This is a genomic window from Paenibacillus sp. L3-i20, from assembly GCF_022180385.2.
Classification (GTDB): Bacteria; Bacillota; Bacilli; order Paenibacillales; family Paenibacillaceae; genus Pristimantibacillus.
Genome location: NZ_BQME02000001.1, coordinates 1,690,618 through 1,708,114, shown reverse-complemented (window position 1 = coordinate 1,708,114; position 17,497 = coordinate 1,690,618). Strand labels below are relative to the sequence as shown.

The following is a 17,497-nucleotide window of genomic DNA, read 5'->3' as shown; positions in this document are numbered from 1 at the left end:
GCTCCTCTCCTTGGTCCGGGCCATTAACAAATTTTATATACTAGGAATGTTTTCGGAAGAATTGACTAAAATAATAATAGATTCACAGAGTGTATTATACAATTTTTTTGTTATTTCCCGTTCATATGACCAAATATAAGCCTAAGGAGAGATTCATAATGAAATCAATTTCTAACCCTGCATGGGAACAAGTTCAACTTATCGCTAAATTAGCCGATTTAAAGGAAGAACATTATCGTACCGTCCTCACTTTAAGTGCAATGCTTGAGCTCTTCATTGACAAAGGTATTCTGTCCCGTGAAGAATTAGACGCAAAAGCCGAATCACTGGAATTACAACTGGATTCTCTTATTTCCGCTTCACTTCATCCCATGGCGTAGGCTTGTCGTGATAGGTCATTCGGAGCGGAATCTCTTCTTTCTTATAAAATATTCCGTGGTCCTCCAATATAGAATTGACCGTTAACATAGCTAGATCCATTTGATTATGGTCCAAGCTTAAATGCGCTAGATAGACTCGCTTTGTACGGTCCGTCATAAGCTCAATTAATGCTTCCCCTGCTGCCACATTAGACAAATGACCGACATCGCTTAAGATACGGCGCTTAATATTCCACGGATAACGGCCCATTCGAAGCATTTCTGTATCGTGATTAGATTCAAGCACAAGCACGTCGGAATCGATAATTTGTTTTTTCACCTTTTCACTTACATACCCGAGATCGGTTGCCAGACTTAGCTTCTCACCATGCTCTTCAAAGCAATAACCAACCGGCTCTGCCGCATCATGCGAGATTGGATAGGATTGTACATACATTGGACCAAAGCTTAATTGCTCCCCCGTATCCATACGAACTTGTTTCTCTGGTGCAATAGTTCCAACATGCCGTTCCATCGCACCCCAGGTTGCTTCGTTCGCATAGATTGGAAGCTCGTACTTACGAGCGAAAGCACCTAGCCCTTTAATATGATCAGAATGCTCATGCGTGACAAATAAGGCGTCCAGATCATGACCGGATATGCCTCGCTCCCGCATTAACTCGTCCAGCTTCTTCATACTTAGACCTGCGTCCACAAGTACCGTCTTTTCACTTCCTTGCACAATCGTTGCGTTACCCGTAGAGCCGCTTGCTAGTACTGTAAATCGAAGTCCCAAAACATCCAATCCTCTCTCTTACATGAATCTCACTTCTATGAAACTCTTATTTTGAAGGTGTTTCTGTTACACCACGACGAACAGACTCTGCGTCCCTTTTGTCCCGCTCCTGCTCTTCATCACTATCTGTCGTAACCTCACCGCTAATCGCATGAACATAATAGACTGTGTCGCTCTCTAGCATCACACGCCAGGATGGGTTAGATACTTGCTTCTCTGAATCAAAAATTTGTCCATGATAGCCTAATTGAATATCCGTAATGACAGAACCTTCTTCCAAGTACGTTTCAATCAGACTCGCCACTGCTTTGGCAGCTGGTATAACTTGCTTCGCTTCACCTCTGCCGATCAATTCAACACGATCCTGCCGAAATTCCGTTATTTTTAAATTGCTCTTCAAAAGCTCCAGCTTCACATTAAACATCGGCCGTCCATCTACAATAGGATGGAACACAAACACATCGTTCAGGTGTTGGCTGCTATGATGATTATAATGATAGCTGTCCAAATCTTGCACCTGCTTGCCTATCGCTTTGACAAGCTCCGGCTGCGAGAAGATCAATCCGCTGTCTACTGGGGTTTTGAGAGGTGTTGGAGATGCTTGTTGCTGACTTGATGAATGAAGCATATATGTCAAGTCACTAAGCTTAGGCGTCTCCGGCGGCAGAATGGCTGAGAGCGTAATACGCTTCTGCTGCATAAGCAACAGCTTGTCCTGTGGCAATTCAGCTGAGTTAACGTTAGCATTCAATCGGTCGCTAATATCATTCCACAACTGGTAACCAAGGAGAATATTCAACATTAGAAACGAAATAATAAGCACACTTTTTGCTTTTCCCCATTCCACACACCTTCACCTACCATTCTATACGTGTCTCAATATCCCCAAAGTCTTCGTTGCTGTAGGAGGGCTTTATTAAACTACCCTCCGTTTGCTCTTCAAATGATGCCTTATCTGATTCTTTAGGTGTTTCTTCCACAATCACATTCTCTGTAAGCTTGCTGTTGGCCAAATCCACTTCTGGTGTCTTAACCTCTTCATCGCTCACTAATTGTTTCCCATTAGAAGAAGATGTTCCAGCACCTAATTGACCGATCTTCTTTTCCTTCTGAGCCGCAGTACCTGTATTCTTAAGTGGTTTATCCTTATCTGCCTCTGATGGAACATATCCTCTAGGATACGCCTCTGACAATATTTCCTCTGTTCCGTCGCTCAATTTGACTGCCCACACTGGTACGAAACGAATTCGGTTATCTTTTTCCGGTACCGGTTTTAGTGCAGGGAATAAAGCCTCCACCTCACCACGGCGAGTATAATCATTTAACGTGTTCTCCAGCTCTTCGCCACCTCGAAGTAGACGCGGAGTACGTTCCTCCGACTTTTCACTTAATGTAATAAGTGAACGTGAATACTCCGTCACGAATCCTTGCTGCAACGTCAACTTCATATAACCATAACGGAATGATAAGTAATCGATAACCGGAAACTGCTCAATATATTTACGGAACGTTACATACTTTTTCTCTTCAGCAAGCGTAGAGCCCATCAGACGATGCACACCATCCCAGCCTCCATGCTGATTAATAAAATCAACCGAGGCATACACATTTTCACCGGGCTCCGTCTCGCTGCTTTGTGTTGCCGCTGGATTCGTGTAGCTGATCCACATCCCATTTTGCTCAACCTTTAGACCACGCTTACCATCTGTGAAGATTTGTGAACCGCTTCGATCCTCGAACGCCCTTGTTGTGCTGGAATCAAAAAACAAACTGCGCTGCATCTGCTCAGGTGTGTACATCTCATATGGATATACCATTTCTGTCGCCATAAAAGGTTCCGTAGGAATATACAATCCATCTGCTGTTACACGGTAGTTAGGAAGATGCTGACCGAAGCCAACATAATCTTGAACGTCACGGACCGTTAAGTCTGCACGAACCGATTCGTATATGGTCTCTCCATCGTTACTAAAGAAGAAAGTACGAATCTCCTCTGTATCTCTCGTTTTAAATATCCATATTCGCTCGATCTTCTCACTAAGGAATAAAATATCCCCTTCTACCTTAAGCAGCTTCTGCAACAACTCTATCGAGATACCGCCAGAGAAATGAAGCTCGATACCGATATCGTTTCTCCGAACATCATCCCAATCCAACAGTGAAGCCGGACTCTTTTCAAAACCTTTAAATTCCCGACCAACGATACGCTGGTTCAGAATCATTTCGTAAAATTGAGTACCCGGATAGATGACCGTATGTTTGTCATCGCCCATATGAATAATTAATTGCTCTGGGAATATGACACTCTCTACACCAGCTGGTGTACCCAATGGCTCAGCGTTGACATAATCCTGATCGCTCCTTACTGTTGCACCAAGACCTGGCATACTATACGCAAGAAAATAGCTCTGAAGCAGACTTAATACGACCAGCGCTATAAGGGCTGCCGTCTTCACTCTCTCCATCATTCAGAATCGCCTCCTTCTTGCAGCAGCGGAAGCGTAAACGTAACCGTCGTGCCTTCATTCAATTCGGAGTAAAGTGCGATCGTCCCGCCATGTGCCTTGACGATTTCCCGGGCAATCGACAGCCCGAGACCTGTACCTCCCATATTGCGCGAACGAGCCTTATCTACACGATAAAATCGGTCGAATATTTTCGTAAGATCCTTTTTCGGTATGCCGATACCTGTATCCTTCACACTAATCTCAAGGAAGCTTGAATCGGCAGATTTCCTAGCTGCAAGTTCAATAGATCCACCATCAAGTGTGTACTTGATTGCATTAGAGAATAGATTGTCCAGAACTTGATCAATTTGATCCCGATCCAGCAATACTTTATGAAGTCCCCGATCTACATGAACGTTTGCTTTAATCGCTTTCTGGCGAAGTTGGAAGGAAAATCGATCTGCCATCTCGTCCAGCATCTCATGAATATTCGTTAGATGTCGCCTTAGCGGAGCTTGCTTGGAGTCAAGTCGCGAGAGATGAAGTAGATCAGTAACCAGTCGAATCATCCGTTCTGTCTCATTACTAATAACACCTACGAATCTCTCCGACAGTTCTTTTTCTTCCAATGCACCATCATTTAGTGCTTCTGCATAACTCTTAATTGTCGTTAATGGAGTACGCAGCTCGTGAGATACGTTCGCTACGAACTGACGACGCGATTGCTCCAGCTTCTCTTGTTCCGTTACATCTTGCAAAACAGCAATTGTGCCCGTAATGCCTTTCCCTCTTCTATGAATCGGAGTAAATGTTACTTTCAGAAGACTGTCTGCGTTCTCGCCTTCTTGCCCATCTCTTGTCAGCAATATCATCCTGCCTCGACCTTGCTGAAGCTCCGTGAGCTTCTCTGGCGTCAGGTCAAACAGCTTTGACAGCTCCACCCCTTGTAACTCTTCATCAAGTAACTCCACTGCACGACGATTCCATACGATAATGACACCATGTTCATCTGCAGCAACAACACCATCGCTCATGTTGGAGAGAACCGAAACCAACTTCTCGTTTTCTTCCTCGTTAGCCGATAGTGCTTCCTTCAGACGAGTGGTCATTTCGTTGAAAGCCATACTTAGCCGTCCAATCTCATCTTCACCAAGTACAGGTGCTTTTAGATCAAAACGACCGTTCGCCACTGCTTCCGCTTGCCGAGTAAGTCCCTTAATTGGGTTAGTTATCGTATGGGCAAGCAATATACCAAGAACACCTGTTAAACCAAGCGCTATTAACGTACCTGAGAAGAAGATTTGGTTAACCCGGTTGACCGTCTCATAAAGCTCCGTCATAGAAGCTACGACATACACCGCACCAACAACCTTATCGTTATGTGTTACGGGAAGTGCTATTGATTTTTTGCGTGTATTATCATCATCAATAATTTCTTCTTCATTATCAGGGATGTTCTGCAGCGCTCTACTAACTGCAAGTGAGTTGTTCTTCTGGCCGATCCGAGATTGATGAACTTGCAAAGACGTTGCTACAATTTTGCCGTTAGCATCCAACACTTGCACCTCAGCACCACTTATACTGAACAAATTACGAACGACGAGGTTTAGATCCTCTGTCGTTCCTTCAGTTGAATCATTATCTACCTCAATATTCGGTAGTAAAGACGGAGCAGCGAATTTTGATAAAATATCCGCCTGCTCCTTCAAGTTGTTCGTAAAGCTCGTGATAAGCGAGTTTTTTACAGTACTGATAAAGTAGACGCCAATTAATTGCATCGCAACAAGAATCAGCAGCAAATAGATGATAACAAGCTTAACCTGTATGGTGCGGAAAAAACTCCGCGCCTTCATCCGTTACCAAAGCCTCCGGATTTCGCATTTCGCATCATATAACCAAGACCACGCCGAGTCATAATATACTCTGGACGACTAGGGTCATCTTCAATTTTCTCTCTAAGTCTGCGGATCGTTACATCGACCGTCCTAACGTCGCCAAAATATTCAAAACCCCATACAGCTTGAAGTAAATGTTCCCGTGTCATTACTTTCCCGCTATTGCGTGCCATATAATGAACAAGCTCAAACTCCCGATGAGTAAGATCCAACGGTTCACCATCTTTATAAACAACATACATATCCGTATCAATAAAAAGATTAAACAATCGAAGTCCCTGCTGCTCTGCATGTGGATCTTGAGAAGCGTTCGCTGCTCCACCGTCAGCCGTCAGTTCAGGCTTGTTCTGTCTGCGGAGATGCGCCTTTACCCGTGCCAATAGCTCTCTTGTACTAAATGGCTTCGTCACGTAATCATCAGCGCCTAATTCAAGCCCGAGCACCTTATCTATTTCTGTATCTTTAGCTGTTAACATAATAATCGGCATATGCAGCTTCGTTCGAACTTCCCTGCATACATCCATACCATCCTTAACCGGCAACATTAAGTCGAGCAAGATCAAATCAGGCTGCTCTTCGAACGCTAGTCTTACCGCTTCTCCGCCGTCGAAAGCACAGATGACCTGATGGCCTTCCTTTTCCAAGTTGAATTTAATGATTTCTGCTATCGGCTGCTCATCATCGACCACTAATATTTTTCCGTGCATCGTCACACCGCCCGTCGCTTGTCCTTTGTATTGTCTCTATTCTAACACACAGCGCCTCATCCTTCACAATGAAACTTCCTTCATTCAATGGAAAAGTAACCATCACTTGTATATGATCGGAAGCCACTTCTAGCTATAAAGCCCAATTAAAAAAAGCACGGCTCGGACCTAATGTCCAAGCCATGCTTCATATCGAGTATTAAATGAAATTATAAGTACTTAAGAGGATTTTGAGCAGAACCATTTTTATGAATTTCGAAGTGCAAATGTGTACCTGTTGAATTACCTGTATTACCCATCACGCCGATTTTGTCACCTTTTTCGACCTTATCACCTTTACTTACGCTAAGGGAACTCATGTGACCGTATACGGTTTTGTATCCATTCTGATGGTTAATAGTAATCGTTTTTCCAAGGCCTTGCTTCGTACCAGAAAATTCTATAATACCAGAATCGGATGCCATTATCGTCTTACTGCCGATAAAGTCTATGCCTTTATGAGTACGGCCCCAACGCTGACCGTATTTACTCGTAATCCGGTAGCTCTTAACAGGAATCATAAAACGGCCTGTCCCTTCGCCAAGTACGACCATAGTGCCTTTTTCGATAATTTCTGTAATTGGATCTACCATAACTTCTTTCTTAACTAGTTCTTCCGTTACAACATAACCGTTTTGCTTCACAATTTTATATGTTAGACGTTGTGTACCTTCTACGCCTTCTTTAATCTTCTTAGATTCGCCAACTCGCATTTTGTTGTTCTTAACGATTTGTACTGGAGCTGCAATTTTCTCAAGCTCAACTAGGTTTTCAGTCGTACGAACCGTCAGTTCCGGCATTAGAACAGTCAAATCTAATTCGTCACCGATTGTAATCTTGTCATCTTCAATCCAAGGGTTATTCTCATAAATAACTTGTGGGGAAATATCAAACTTCTGTGCGATACACCCGACACAGTCCCCTTCTTGTACAACATACTTCGTAGGCTTTGTGCTGCCTTCTACTATTCTTTTGTAAAGTGCATCTGCTTCCGCTATTTTCTCTGGTTCAGTTTTTGTGTCATTCACTTGAACCTTCTCAACAAAGGAAACTTCGGTCACTAATCTACCAGGCTCTTTCAATGCTTCTGAATCAGAGTCAATCCATGCTGAACGATCCGCACCTTCTTTGAAGGAAAGTGTCTTTACATTAGATGGACTTTTGCTTGCTGCTGCCAGCTCAGGAGCGAATTTGCTTTGAACTCGCTTTAGAATACTATCAGCTGTTTCTTGGTCCTTCACAATACCTACTACTTTACCGTCAATCTTCACTTCGACACCAGTCGCGTGGGAAGTAAACATACTTTCCAGCTTCGTCAAAGTTGCTTTCGTTTCAGGAACTGCTTTAAAACCGCTATCGCTTTTGTATGTAATGTCGCCAGTTGCGAGTACCATGTTCACTTTTGGGTTAGCTTTATTAATTTCTGTCGTTTCTGAGGCAATCAATTTCTCTACTGAATCTTGTGATTCTACTGTTCCTACTTCTTGGCCATTCATATATACGTGATAAAACTCAAAAGTATTTCTGTCCACATATTGCGTATACTGCTGATACCCAATAATGCCAGCTACCGTGAGCAAGATTGCTGCACCGCTTATGATCCCCGTTGATTTCTTCCGCCAAAGTGGGGTAGAAACGCTCACGTCTGCCGCTTGTTGCTCGGTGTTCCCTATCAAGTCTTGCGAGTTCGTACGTCGAAAGAACCCTGTAGTTCGTTCCCAGACCTTCTTAATACGACTCATGTCCCTGAAACCGGTCATGATTGTCTCCTTTTCGCACTTGTGCAATGAAATTTTTGTGGCTTCCAACAAAAAAAAAGACGAATTTTCCTGTCGGATCACTCGACTAATACTTTAACATACGGTTTACAAACGGATCAACCTTTGGTACGTAATCGTAATATTAATATTTTTTCAGAATCTCCAGCATTCTCTCATATTCTGCCGTGTCCAGATGCTGTGCCATTATCTGCTCAACGCTTGTAAGCTCCGTTTCTGTTAGTCCATTTTCTACAAATTCAGATATTTGTTGCCAAGATTCTTGCGGTAATTTTGTCATTAATAATTGAAATAATTGTGTCTTATCTTCTTCACTCATCATCTGTTTTGTTGACTCTATCTCGTCAGTAGTAACCGCCGTTTCTGTCCCATCGACTCCCGAAGTACCCTCTTGCACTTCACGTCCCGGCTCCGCTTCACTCTCACCTGCCGCATGGCTTCCTTCACCAATGCCAATGTCCGTAATTGGAGCTTGTTCGATCTCCCCAAAGGCTTCAACCGAGTCCGGTTCTTTCGTCCCGGTAGTACTTTCACTCTCACTATTATCGATTGTCGAATCTACCTGCGGTGATGAAAGTTTCGTTTCTACCGGAGGATTAGCGCCCCATAGCTTACCCCAAACACCAGACATCGCCATCGGCGGCACTTCTATAGGAAGTTCATACTGTTTAAGCAAAGTATCTACGTAACTAGTAACGATATAACCTGTCGTCCATATGGACAAGAAACTCAATATCAATCCCGCTGCTATTAGCTTGCCCAGCCACGCCAACCTTCTAATCATAATCACTCCACTCCTATCTGTTATCTATCATTATGGTCAAGGAAAGAGATCAACATTCGGTTTTTAGCGTGCCGGCAAAAAATTATTTCATATTTTTCTATGAATTATCGCAATCTAACGTGGTGATTGAAAGTTCCGATTGAGCAGACTCACCTTGCCAGTAACAGCAAACCAATCAACTATAACTGCACGCAAAAAGAGGCTAGATCCACTGTCTAATTGACACTGGAACCGCCTCTTTGCTTTATTTGCTAATGCTTATTAGTAGATCGGACGAACTGGATTTGTTTGCTCACGATTACGACCAACTGAGAAAATGGCGATTGGAATGCCAGTTAGCTCAGATATACGGTTCAAGTAGTTCAGTGTATTCGCTGGCAAGTCCTCAAGCTTCTTCGCTCCGGAAATATCCTCGCTCCAGCCTTGGTACTCTTCATAGATCGCAGTACACTCAGACAGCATTTTCAAGCTAGCTGGGTAATGCTCAATTACTTCTCCACGGTATTCGTAGCCTGTGCAAATTTTTACGGTTTCAAGACCACTTAGCACGTCTAGTGAGTTTAGGGACAAACCTGTAATTCCACTTACGCGGCGAGCATGGCGGACAACAACTGTGTCGAACCAACCAACGCGGCGTGGACGACCCGTTACTGTACCGTACTCATGCCCTTTATCACGAATGATTTGTCCAATTTCATTGTCTTGCTCAGTCGGGAATGGACCATCTCCAACGCGAGTCGTGTACGCTTTTGCAACGCCAATAACTTGCTCAATCTTGGAAGGACCTACGCCGGAACCGATACACACACCGCCTGCGGATGGATTGGAAGACGTAACGAATGGATACGTACCTTGATCGATATCAAGCATAACGCCTTGAGCGCCTTCGAAAAGAACCTTCTTGCCGCCGTCGATTGCGTCATTCAGAACAACCGAAGTATCAGTCACATATTTACGAAGTAATTCTGCATATCCAAGGTAGTCATTCACGATTTTGTCAGCGTCAAGCACTTCTCCACCGTAAACTTGTTGAATCAAGTAGTTTTTCTCTACAAGTACGCTGCGAACTCTAGTCTCGAATTCCTCAGCATCCATAAGATCAGAAATACGGATACCGTTACGCGCTGCTTTGTCCATATAACATGGGCCAATACCTTTGCGAGTTGTACCAATTTTGTTAACGCCTTTACGATCTTCCTCAAGAGCGTCAAGCACAAGGTGATACGGCATAATAACATGCGCGCGATCACTAATTTTCAAGTTGTCCGTCGAAAAGCCATTTTCATGAATATAGTTAATTTCGTCAATCAGCGCTTCTGGGTTAATTACCATTCCGTTGCCGATTACGCAAGTTTTATCATGATTAAAAATACCTGATGGAATCATCGTTAATTTGTATTTCTTATTATCGATGAGAATAGTGTGCCCGGCGTTGTTTCCTCCCTGGTAACGAGCAACAACGTCAGCTCCCTCTGCTAGGAAGTCAGTGATTTTGCCTTTTCCTTCGTCTCCCCATTGTGTACCAACAACAACAACCGTAGACATAATCATACCCCCGTCCGATGTTTACGAACATCGAAAATTACCGTAATAGGTGCCTATGCGACTTCAAAATTCGCACACAACAAACCATAAGACAGCATATTTAGTGTAGCAGTCTCACTTTCATAAGTCAAACGAAAAACGAACAATTGTATGAATGACCATACAATTGTTCGGATATTTACGAAGCTTGCGACGGATCATGATGTGTTCTGTCCAAACTTACGAATTTATTGTAGTTTTTGAGAAATACGAGTTCGACTGTGCCTACAGGCCCATTACGTTGTTTTGCGATAATGATCTCGATAATATTCTTTTTTTCGGACTCTTTGTCATAATAATCATCCCGGTACAGGAATGATACAATATCGGCATCCTGCTCAATCGATCCTGATTCCCGGAGATCGGACATCATTGGACGTTTATCTTGACGCTGCTCAACACCACGGCTAAGCTGCGAAAGTGCGATAACCGGCACTTCAAGCTCACGAGCGATTTGCTTCAATGTACGCGAAATTTCTGATACTTCCTGTTGACGGTTCTCTCCTGCTTTACCCCTGCCCTGAATCAGCTGCAAATAGTCGATCAAGATCATGCCAAGTCCACGTTCTTTCTTAAGTCTGCGGCACTTTGCACGAATATCAGCAACGGTGATACCAGGTGTATCATCGATAAAAATTTGTGCCTCTGACAATGCACCAATCGCCATCGTCAGCTTTTCCCAATCATCTGGTTCTAGATTACCGGTACGCATTCTAGTAGCATCCACATTCGCTTCTGCACAGATCATACGTTGAACAAGTTGAGCAGCCGACATCTCTAGACTGAAGATAGCGACTGTTTCCTTAGCCCTAACGCCTACATTTTGGGCCACATTTAGAGCAAATGCCGTTTTACCAACAGAAGGACGCGCGGCAACAATAATAAGATCGCTTCGCTGGAATCCAGCAGTCATCTTGTCCAAATCAACAAATCCTGAAGGAATACCCGATGTCCCGCCCTTATTCGTATAGAGAAATTCGACCTTCTCGAATACTTCCATCAATACGTCGCGAATGGAAATAAATCCACTGCTTGATCGACGATTAGAAATTTCGAGAATTTTTTTCTCCGCATCGCTCAGTAGAACACCAACATCCTCTGAGTTAGCATACCCCTCTGTGACAATATTAGTCGCAGTCCGTATAAGACGACGAAGCATCGACTTTTCTTCGACGATCTGAGCATAATAATCGACATTGGCAGCTGTTGGTACGGCATTGGCTAGTTTAGACAAGTGGCTAACGCCGCCAATTTCCTCAAGCAACCCTTGATCTTGAAGATGCGCCGTAAGGGTTACGAGATCGACCGGCTGGTTGTTCTCACCCAGCTCAACCATCGCTTCATAGATCCTTTGATGGCTGCTCCTATAGAAATCTTCACTTCTCACCCGCTCCATTGCGGTAATAAGTGCTTCTGGCTGAAGCAAAATTGCTCCAATAACAGCTTGCTCAGCTTCTAGATTTTGAGGCGGAACCCGATCAAACGATAACTCCATACTCATCGTGCGCATCTCCTTCCATTAATCCTATTTATTACGAAGCACATTTACTCTTCCGCTGTTTGAACATTAAGCTTTGCTTTTACTTCAGGGTGAAGCTTCACCGGCACTTGAGTTACACCTAGTGTACGGATCGGATCTTCCAGTTCAATCTTACGTTTATCGATCTTAATGCCTTTTGCAGCAAGTGCTTCAGCAATTTGTTTGCTCGTAATAGCGCCGAATAGTCGACCGCCTTCGCCAGCTTTTGCTTTTACTACAATCGTCATTTCTTCCAAACGTTTGCCTAGTACTTGTGCATCTTCTTTTTCCTTCGCTTTACGTTTCTCTTCGGAAGCCGATTGAAGCTCAAGCGTTTTTAGATTGCCGTCAGAAGCTAACTTAGCCAAACCTTGCGGCAACAAGAAATTACGAACATACCCTTCGGATAGATCTTTAACTTGCCCCTTTTTCCCTTGACCCTTCACATCTTGCAAGAAAATTACTTTCATTCAAATAACCCCTCTTCCGATTCCATTTGTTTTAGAATAGCTTTCAGTTTATCTGCCACTTCATCAACAGTACCTTCGAGCTGGGAAGCTGCATTCGTTAAGTGACCGCCGCCGCCCATACGCTCCATTACGACCTGTACGTTCATTGCGCCAAGTGACCTTGCACTAATGCCAATTAGACCATCTGGCCGTTCACTGACGACAAAGGATGCCTTTATATCCGTCATGTTGAGCAATGTATCGGCAGATTGAGCGATGAGAAGCTGCGAATTTTTTTTGCCGCTTTCTGCAACTGCTAACGCTACATGATCATGCAAAACATGCGCATGTTTAATAATTTCAGATTTGCTCACGTATTCTTTCAAGCCCTCTTGCAACATTCGCTGAATGAGCGTCGAGTCTGCGCCGTTGCGGCGAAGGAACGAAGCTGCTTCAAAGGTTCGTGCACCAGTACGGAGCGTGAAGCTCTTCGTGTCTACCGTTATACCCGCAAGCAGTGAAGTAGCTTCTCTCACATCCAGCGCTACACGATCATGGATGTATTGCAGCAGCTCAGTCACAAGCTCACAAGTTGATGATGCATAAGGCTCCATATAGACAAGAATTGCATTCGAAATAAATTCTTCGCCTCTACGATGGTGGTCGATAACGACAATACGTTCGCGTCCTTGAAGAAGCTTTGGCTCTTTGAGCATTGATGCCTTATGAGTATCTACAACTACAATTAACGATTGTGGTGTCAATAAAGCAGATGCTTGATCAGGCGAAATAAACCGTTTTGACAGCTTCTCTTCCTCGCGCAGCAACTCCATCATTTTCTCAATCGATGGATTAACACCTTCCAGTACGATATAAGCTTCTTTTCCGAATAGCTGTGCTGCTTTCAGAACACCGATAGCTGCACCGATGGCATCCATATCCGGCATCTTATGTCCCATAATAACAACATTATGGCTTTCCTTAATAAGATCGCGCAGCGCATGAGCTACGACGCGTGCCCTTACTCGGGTCCGCTTCTCTACTGCATTCGTCTTTCCACCGTAGAAAGATTGCCTGCTTCCAACCTTTACCGAAGCTTGGTCGCCTCCACGTCCCAGAGCAATATCAAGACTCATATGAGCCCATTGCCCAAGCTCGACGACATGCTCGGCACCTGCGGCGAAACCGATACTAAGCGTAACGGGTATCTTTTGGTCACCTGTAATTTCGCGAACCTCATCTAAAATAACAAACCGAGAATGCTCAAGTTGACGGAGCGTCTTCTGATCAGTTATAAGAAGAAAGCGATCGGATGTGAGACGTTTCAAATAAACTTTATACTTCTGCGCCCACTCCGTAATTTCTGTTGTTACTTTGGAAAGCAGTGAGCTACGCTGGTGATCATCGAGACCTTGCGTTACTTCCTCCAAGTTGTCAATCATTACAACTCCGAGTGAAAGCTTCTCGTCATCATATTTTCTACCCAATTGCCATAATTCCGTTATGTTCTTCACATACAGAATTCGTTCCTTAGGCCGGAAAATAAGCTGATACATATTAGAGCCAATCGTTGCTTCTACCGTTCCTTCACGGTCCTTCGCATGTTGAAGTGTAGGAAACAACTCCGTTAATGGAACACCAATAACGGACTCCCGCTCCATCAGGGCGGTAATATAAGGATTGTGCCACTCTACTATGCGTTCCTCGTTATATAAAATAATTCCGAACGGCAACTCGCTTATAACATCGTTGCCGCCTTTTTTCACTCGAAAGCTAAGCGTGCCTAGATACGACTTCAGGTCCTTGCGGAACGCCCGCTCACCTAAGAAGCTGTATATCGCTACACCAATTGTCAGTGCGAGAGCAATAAGTCCAATTAGCCATTGAAACCAAGCTAACGTTGCAGACAAAATCAGCATAACAGCTACGGCTGCTATATGGTGCATACCATGCCACCTTGTAACTAGAAACTTAGGCATTTCCCATTCGCTCCTGTGCTATTGTTTAGTAAGCGACTTCCGGATTGGAAAAGCAGTATCCAGAACGCCGATCAAGCTTAAAGGCGGTATTAACAGCACAGGTATAGCAATGAGTATTGGCACTGCTTTATGCCACTTCTTCTGATCAGCAAGGAAAAAGAAGAAGCCGATCGCTTGCATTGCGAATACATAACTAAGCAGCGGCACTAGGTTCATTAGAGCGACCGACATGAACGATTCGCTATTGCGTACCATAAACAAATCGATTACATAAACAATTAAATAATAAATAACAAGCACTCTCGGCAGACGCCAATCCTTTGCTTGCATGAAGGCAGGCACTTCAAGACCGCTGCGAACAACGGCTCTACGGGCGATATAATGAGAAAGCACCGTATAGAAGAACGACATCATAATGAACGTAACTGGAATCATATGAATGACCGTGTCGATCAATGTTTCCGTTTGCGTGGAATCCCATCCCTTGGCGAGCGTGTTCTGGGCCATCACCTCATTAAATGATGAACGAATCGCCTCAGCCATAGAATCAAGCAGCGACAAATCGAGTACTAATTCAAATAAAAGCAGCTCTAACATTAACTGCGCCAAAATAACGATACACACCGTTTTTATTACTTTCGCGGCAGATGCACCCTTGCGGTACAAATGTCCCATTATGATTGACGGAACGACGAAGAACAATCCAATAATGAGGACAGCAGGTCCGGCTAATAAGCCCGCAATTACCCACACAGGAAGCAAATGCAGCATAAATGCTCGTCTAGATAACGTCGAGTACAGAACAACATACGGCACCATCATTAGCAGAAGTGCAAACAAATTCAGTCCAGGTACAGCTAGCAGCACTAACAATAATAACGCAGCTACGCTCCATAACACTGGTTTCAACCCAGTTTTCAATCCTTTCACCTCTTACACATTAATTCTTTACGTTTCTGACATTCACCACTCATTATAGCACAAAAGCGATAATCCGCACGCATATTGGGGAGCCACTTAAATGCTTCATTTCAAGGGAAAAGGACCACCCTGCGGATACTTAAATCCGCTGGGATAGTCCCTTCTGACAATAATCAATAATTTCACTTCTACGTACTATTCCTATAAAATGATTGCGGTCATCTACTACTGGAACGAAGTTTTGAATCTTCGTCAGTGATATCAAATCGTCCATAGTTGCGTCTATATTCACAGTCTTGTTGTTTATCCGCAGCGGTACTTCGCTTAGTTTCACTTTGTTTGCACTCTCGAAAGTAAGATCATGACGACTCTTCATATACCATAAGAGGTCGCCTTCTGTAACGGTTCCAGTATATACGCCCTCTTCATTAATAATCGGAACAGCGGTATAACGGTGATATTCCATTCGCTCCAATGTCTGCCTTAATGTAGCATCATGCGGCAAGCAGACGACATCTTGCTTGGGTAGCAAGAAAAAAGCAATGTTCATACTTTCATTCACTCCGTTCTATTCGTGAGCGGCGAGGATGTAGTAGAAAGCGACTTACCGTCCTTCTCCTTTTCCTCCGTGTACTTAGCGGGCATAATGAGACTTGCCTCCGGTGTTTTTGCATCCAGCCAATTATTGATCATCGTCTGAACACTTTGTAGATCTTCTTCGTCGGCTAAGTAGTAGTAAGTGCCGTTCATACGTTGCCCTTTACCATCCAAAGTATGGCTGTACATGTTACGCTCTTTGCTTTGAAGCATTCCTTGAGCTAGATCAATCAACTTGTTTGGACGCATGTCTGTGCTGAAATTTTCACCCATAATGTTGATCATCTCTGGAATCTTCGTCCATTGTTTCATTCCTGTGGCTTTATCTAGTATAGCATGAAGAAACTGTTGGTGTCGCTCCGTCCGATTCATATCGCCACCCGCATCCTCACGATAACGAACGAAATTAAGCGCGTCTTTTCCATTATATGAGCTTTGTCCACCTTTAATGACAAACTTCTCATGATTATAGTTATCGTTGACCATATCCTCTTCAATCGGAAGTGCAATACCGCCCATCGCATCAATTACATCCCGGAAGCCCTCAAAGTTAATTGCAGCATAGTGATGTACGGGTGTGCCGAATAACTCCTCTACCGTATCCATTGTCATTCCCGCCCCACCAAAAGCGTATGAGTGGTTGATTTTATCTTTATACTTACGGCCAGCAATATCTACATATAAGTCACGCGGGATAGAAACTAGCAGCATATTGCCATCACTTGGTCTTACAACAGCATAGATGAGAGTATCCGATCTACCGACCTCATTTTTACGTTGATCGATACCCATTAATAGCATGGAAAATGGCTGCTCTTTCGTCAAATCAACACCTACGGGCTTCGGATTTCGTCCGTCAGCCGGCTTGTAAGTCGTCTCTAGCTGCTTCTCAATGCCTCCCTGCAGAAACCAATCAAATCCCATCATGGCTAATGCACTTCGATTAAAGTATACAGCAGTCATAATGACGAGAAATGCCGCACTTATTATATATATTCGTTTATGTTTTTTCTTCATTTCCGTTCCTCCTAGGTCAATCTGTCGCTACTACTCTTCGAATCTTCCTCCATTCTAAACGAAGCTTAACCTAATTTGGTTACAGTAGAGTGACAAAATATTTATTCCAATAGTGGAATTTCTGACAAAAAAAGAGGTATATTTCATTCTGCTATTGAATACAATTTGTGATAGATATCGATTAAAGGAAGGAGAACTATACCCATATGGAACCCGTACACATCAATCCCGATCCATCTTCAACTGGTTTAGACCCGAAGGTAGCTGGCCTTCTTTGTTATTTGCTGGGATTCGTTACAGGAATCATTTTTTTAGTTGTTGAGAAGAAGAGCAGCTACGTCAGATTTCACGCCATGCAATCGATTGCTGTATTTGTTGCGATAGTCGTGATCAGTTTAGTACTTGGCATAATTCCCATCATCGGTTGGTTAATCTCTATTATCATTACACCACTGACCTTCATCCTTTGGATTGCTCTTATGCTTCTTGCATTACAAGGCAAACGTTATAAAATTCCTTATATCGGTGAATGGGCTGAAGGACAAGCCAATAAGTTTTAATCGATTAGTCACAATAAAATATACACCGCTTCCCACAAGCTTAAACGGCTAACGTAACCCTTTGTC

General features: G+C 43.6%; 16 protein-coding genes. 2 read left to right on the top strand and 14 right to left on the bottom strand.

All coding sequences use genetic code 11. The features are described from left to right. Positions 1 to 158: 158 nt before the first annotated feature. Positions 159 to 380 carry a hypothetical protein gene (locus MFF31_RS08160; RefSeq protein WP_238187541.1) on the top strand — a complete coding sequence of 74 codons (222 nt, stop codon included), beginning with the start codon at positions 159 to 161 and terminating at the stop codon, positions 378 to 380. Here MFF31_RS08160 and MFF31_RS08155 read toward each other — a convergent pair. The 14 genes from MFF31_RS08155 to MFF31_RS08090 all read right to left on the bottom strand — a co-directional run bounded on the left by MFF31_RS08155 (position 349) and on the right by MFF31_RS08090 (position 16,871). Beyond that, positions 349 to 1,155 (bottom strand): MBL fold metallo-hydrolase, encoded by an 807-nt coding sequence (locus tag MFF31_RS08155; protein ID WP_238187540.1) that lies wholly within the window; start codon positions 1,153 to 1,155, stop codon positions 349 to 351. The two genes, MFF31_RS08160 and MFF31_RS08155, sit on opposite strands and share 32 nt — an antisense overlap. Before the next feature lie 46 nt (positions 1,156 to 1,201). Further along, entirely contained in the window at positions 1,202 to 2,002 is an 801-nt protein-coding gene (yycI, locus tag MFF31_RS08150) for a two-component system regulatory protein YycI (protein ID WP_238187539.1), read from the bottom strand. 10 nt (positions 2,003 to 2,012) lie between these two features. Beyond that, complete coding sequence (locus MFF31_RS08145) at positions 2,013 to 3,623, bottom strand: YycH family regulatory protein (RefSeq protein ID WP_238187538.1); 1,611 nt, start codon at positions 3,621 to 3,623, stop codon at positions 2,013 to 2,015. After that, entirely contained in the window at positions 3,620 to 5,455 is a 1,836-nt protein-coding gene (gene walK, locus MFF31_RS08140) for a cell wall metabolism sensor histidine kinase WalK (protein WP_238187537.1), read from the bottom strand. The genes MFF31_RS08145 and walK overlap by 4 nt, the downstream gene beginning before the upstream one ends. Continuing rightward, positions 5,452 to 6,204 carry a response regulator YycF gene (gene yycF / locus MFF31_RS08135; protein WP_238187536.1) on the bottom strand — a complete coding sequence of 251 codons (753 nt, stop codon included), beginning with the start codon at positions 6,202 to 6,204 and terminating at the stop codon, positions 5,452 to 5,454. The genes walK and yycF overlap by 4 nt, the downstream gene beginning before the upstream one ends. Before the next feature lie 209 nt (positions 6,205 to 6,413). Next, positions 6,414 to 8,003, bottom strand: a complete 1,590-nt coding sequence (locus MFF31_RS08130) for a M23 family metallopeptidase (protein ID WP_238187535.1) — start codon at positions 8,001 to 8,003, stop codon at positions 6,414 to 6,416. 142 nt (positions 8,004 to 8,145) lie between these two features. Then, positions 8,146 to 8,805 (bottom strand): hypothetical protein, encoded by a 660-nt coding sequence (locus MFF31_RS08125; RefSeq protein WP_238187534.1) that lies wholly within the window; start codon positions 8,803 to 8,805, stop codon positions 8,146 to 8,148. A gap of 261 nt (positions 8,806 to 9,066) precedes the next feature. Further along, the gene (locus MFF31_RS08120; RefSeq protein WP_238187533.1) at positions 9,067 to 10,350 is read right to left on the bottom strand and encodes an adenylosuccinate synthase; all 1,284 of its coding nucleotides are present in this window, start codon (positions 10,348 to 10,350) and stop codon (positions 9,067 to 9,069) included. 178 nt (positions 10,351 to 10,528) lie between these two features. After that, positions 10,529 to 11,890 carry a replicative DNA helicase gene (gene dnaB, locus MFF31_RS08115; protein WP_238187532.1) on the bottom strand — a complete coding sequence of 454 codons (1,362 nt, stop codon included), beginning with the start codon at positions 11,888 to 11,890 and terminating at the stop codon, positions 10,529 to 10,531. A gap of 44 nt (positions 11,891 to 11,934) precedes the next feature. Continuing rightward, a complete protein-coding gene (rplI, locus tag MFF31_RS08110) occupies positions 11,935 to 12,378 on the bottom strand; it encodes a 50S ribosomal protein L9 (protein WP_238187531.1) in 444 nt (147 codons plus the stop codon). Further along, positions 12,375 to 14,336, bottom strand: a complete 1,962-nt coding sequence (locus MFF31_RS08105; protein ID WP_238187530.1) for a DHH family phosphoesterase — start codon at positions 14,334 to 14,336, stop codon at positions 12,375 to 12,377. Before MFF31_RS08105 ends, rplI begins: the two co-directional genes overlap by 4 nt. Before the next feature lie 18 nt (positions 14,337 to 14,354). Then, positions 14,355 to 15,266 (bottom strand): DUF2232 domain-containing protein, encoded by a 912-nt coding sequence (locus MFF31_RS08100; protein WP_238187529.1) that lies wholly within the window; start codon positions 15,264 to 15,266, stop codon positions 14,355 to 14,357. A 130-nt stretch (positions 15,267 to 15,396) separates the two neighbouring features. Further along, on the bottom strand, positions 15,397 to 15,807 hold the full coding sequence (locus MFF31_RS08095) for a CBS domain-containing protein (RefSeq protein WP_238187528.1): 411 nt from the start codon (positions 15,805 to 15,807) through the stop codon (positions 15,397 to 15,399). 8 nt (positions 15,808 to 15,815) lie between these two features. Then, a complete protein-coding gene (locus tag MFF31_RS08090) occupies positions 15,816 to 16,871 on the bottom strand; it encodes an LCP family protein (RefSeq protein ID WP_238187527.1) in 1,056 nt (351 codons plus the stop codon). A 206-nt stretch (positions 16,872 to 17,077) separates the two neighbouring features. On the opposite strand from MFF31_RS08090, the gene MFF31_RS08085 reads away from it, so the two are divergent. Beyond that, positions 17,078 to 17,431, top strand: a complete 354-nt coding sequence (locus MFF31_RS08085) for a DUF4870 domain-containing protein (protein WP_238187526.1) — start codon at positions 17,078 to 17,080, stop codon at positions 17,429 to 17,431. Positions 17,432 to 17,497 lie beyond the last annotated feature (66 nt).

Bases quoted from the DNA above. Each gene is read 5' to 3' on its own strand.
- MFF31_RS08125 (WP_238187534.1), bottom strand. From the start codon at position 8,805: ATGATTAGAAGGTTGGCGTGGCTGGGCAAGCTAATAGCAGCGGGATTG.
- MFF31_RS08160 (WP_238187541.1), top strand. From the start codon at position 159: ATGAAATCAATTTCTAACCCTGCATGGGAACAAGTTCAACTTATCGCT.
- MFF31_RS08105 (WP_238187530.1), bottom strand. From the start codon at position 14,336: ATGCCTAAGTTTCTAGTTACAAGGTGGCATGGTATGCACCATATAGCA.
- MFF31_RS08120 (WP_238187533.1), bottom strand. From the start codon at position 10,350: ATGTCTACGGTTGTTGTTGTTGGTACACAATGGGGAGACGAAGGAAAA.
- walK (WP_238187537.1), bottom strand. From the start codon at position 5,455: ATGAAGGCGCGGAGTTTTTTCCGCACCATACAGGTTAAGCTTGTTATC.
- dnaB (WP_238187532.1), bottom strand. From the start codon at position 11,890: ATGAGTATGGAGTTATCGTTTGATCGGGTTCCGCCTCAAAATCTAGAA.
- MFF31_RS08145 (WP_238187538.1), bottom strand. From the start codon at position 3,623: ATGATGGAGAGAGTGAAGACGGCAGCCCTTATAGCGCTGGTCGTATTA.
- MFF31_RS08095 (WP_238187528.1), bottom strand. From the start codon at position 15,807: ATGAACATTGCTTTTTTCTTGCTACCCAAGCAAGATGTCGTCTGCTTG.
- MFF31_RS08090 (WP_238187527.1), bottom strand. From the start codon at position 16,871: ATGAAGAAAAAACATAAACGAATATATATAATAAGTGCGGCATTTCTC.
- MFF31_RS08130 (WP_238187535.1), bottom strand. From the start codon at position 8,003: ATGACCGGTTTCAGGGACATGAGTCGTATTAAGAAGGTCTGGGAACGA.
- yycF (WP_238187536.1), bottom strand. From the start codon at position 6,204: ATGCACGGAAAAATATTAGTGGTCGATGATGAGCAGCCGATAGCAGAA.
- rplI (WP_238187531.1), bottom strand. From the start codon at position 12,378: ATGAAAGTAATTTTCTTGCAAGATGTGAAGGGTCAAGGGAAAAAGGGG.
- MFF31_RS08085 (WP_238187526.1), top strand. From the start codon at position 17,078: ATGGAACCCGTACACATCAATCCCGATCCATCTTCAACTGGTTTAGAC.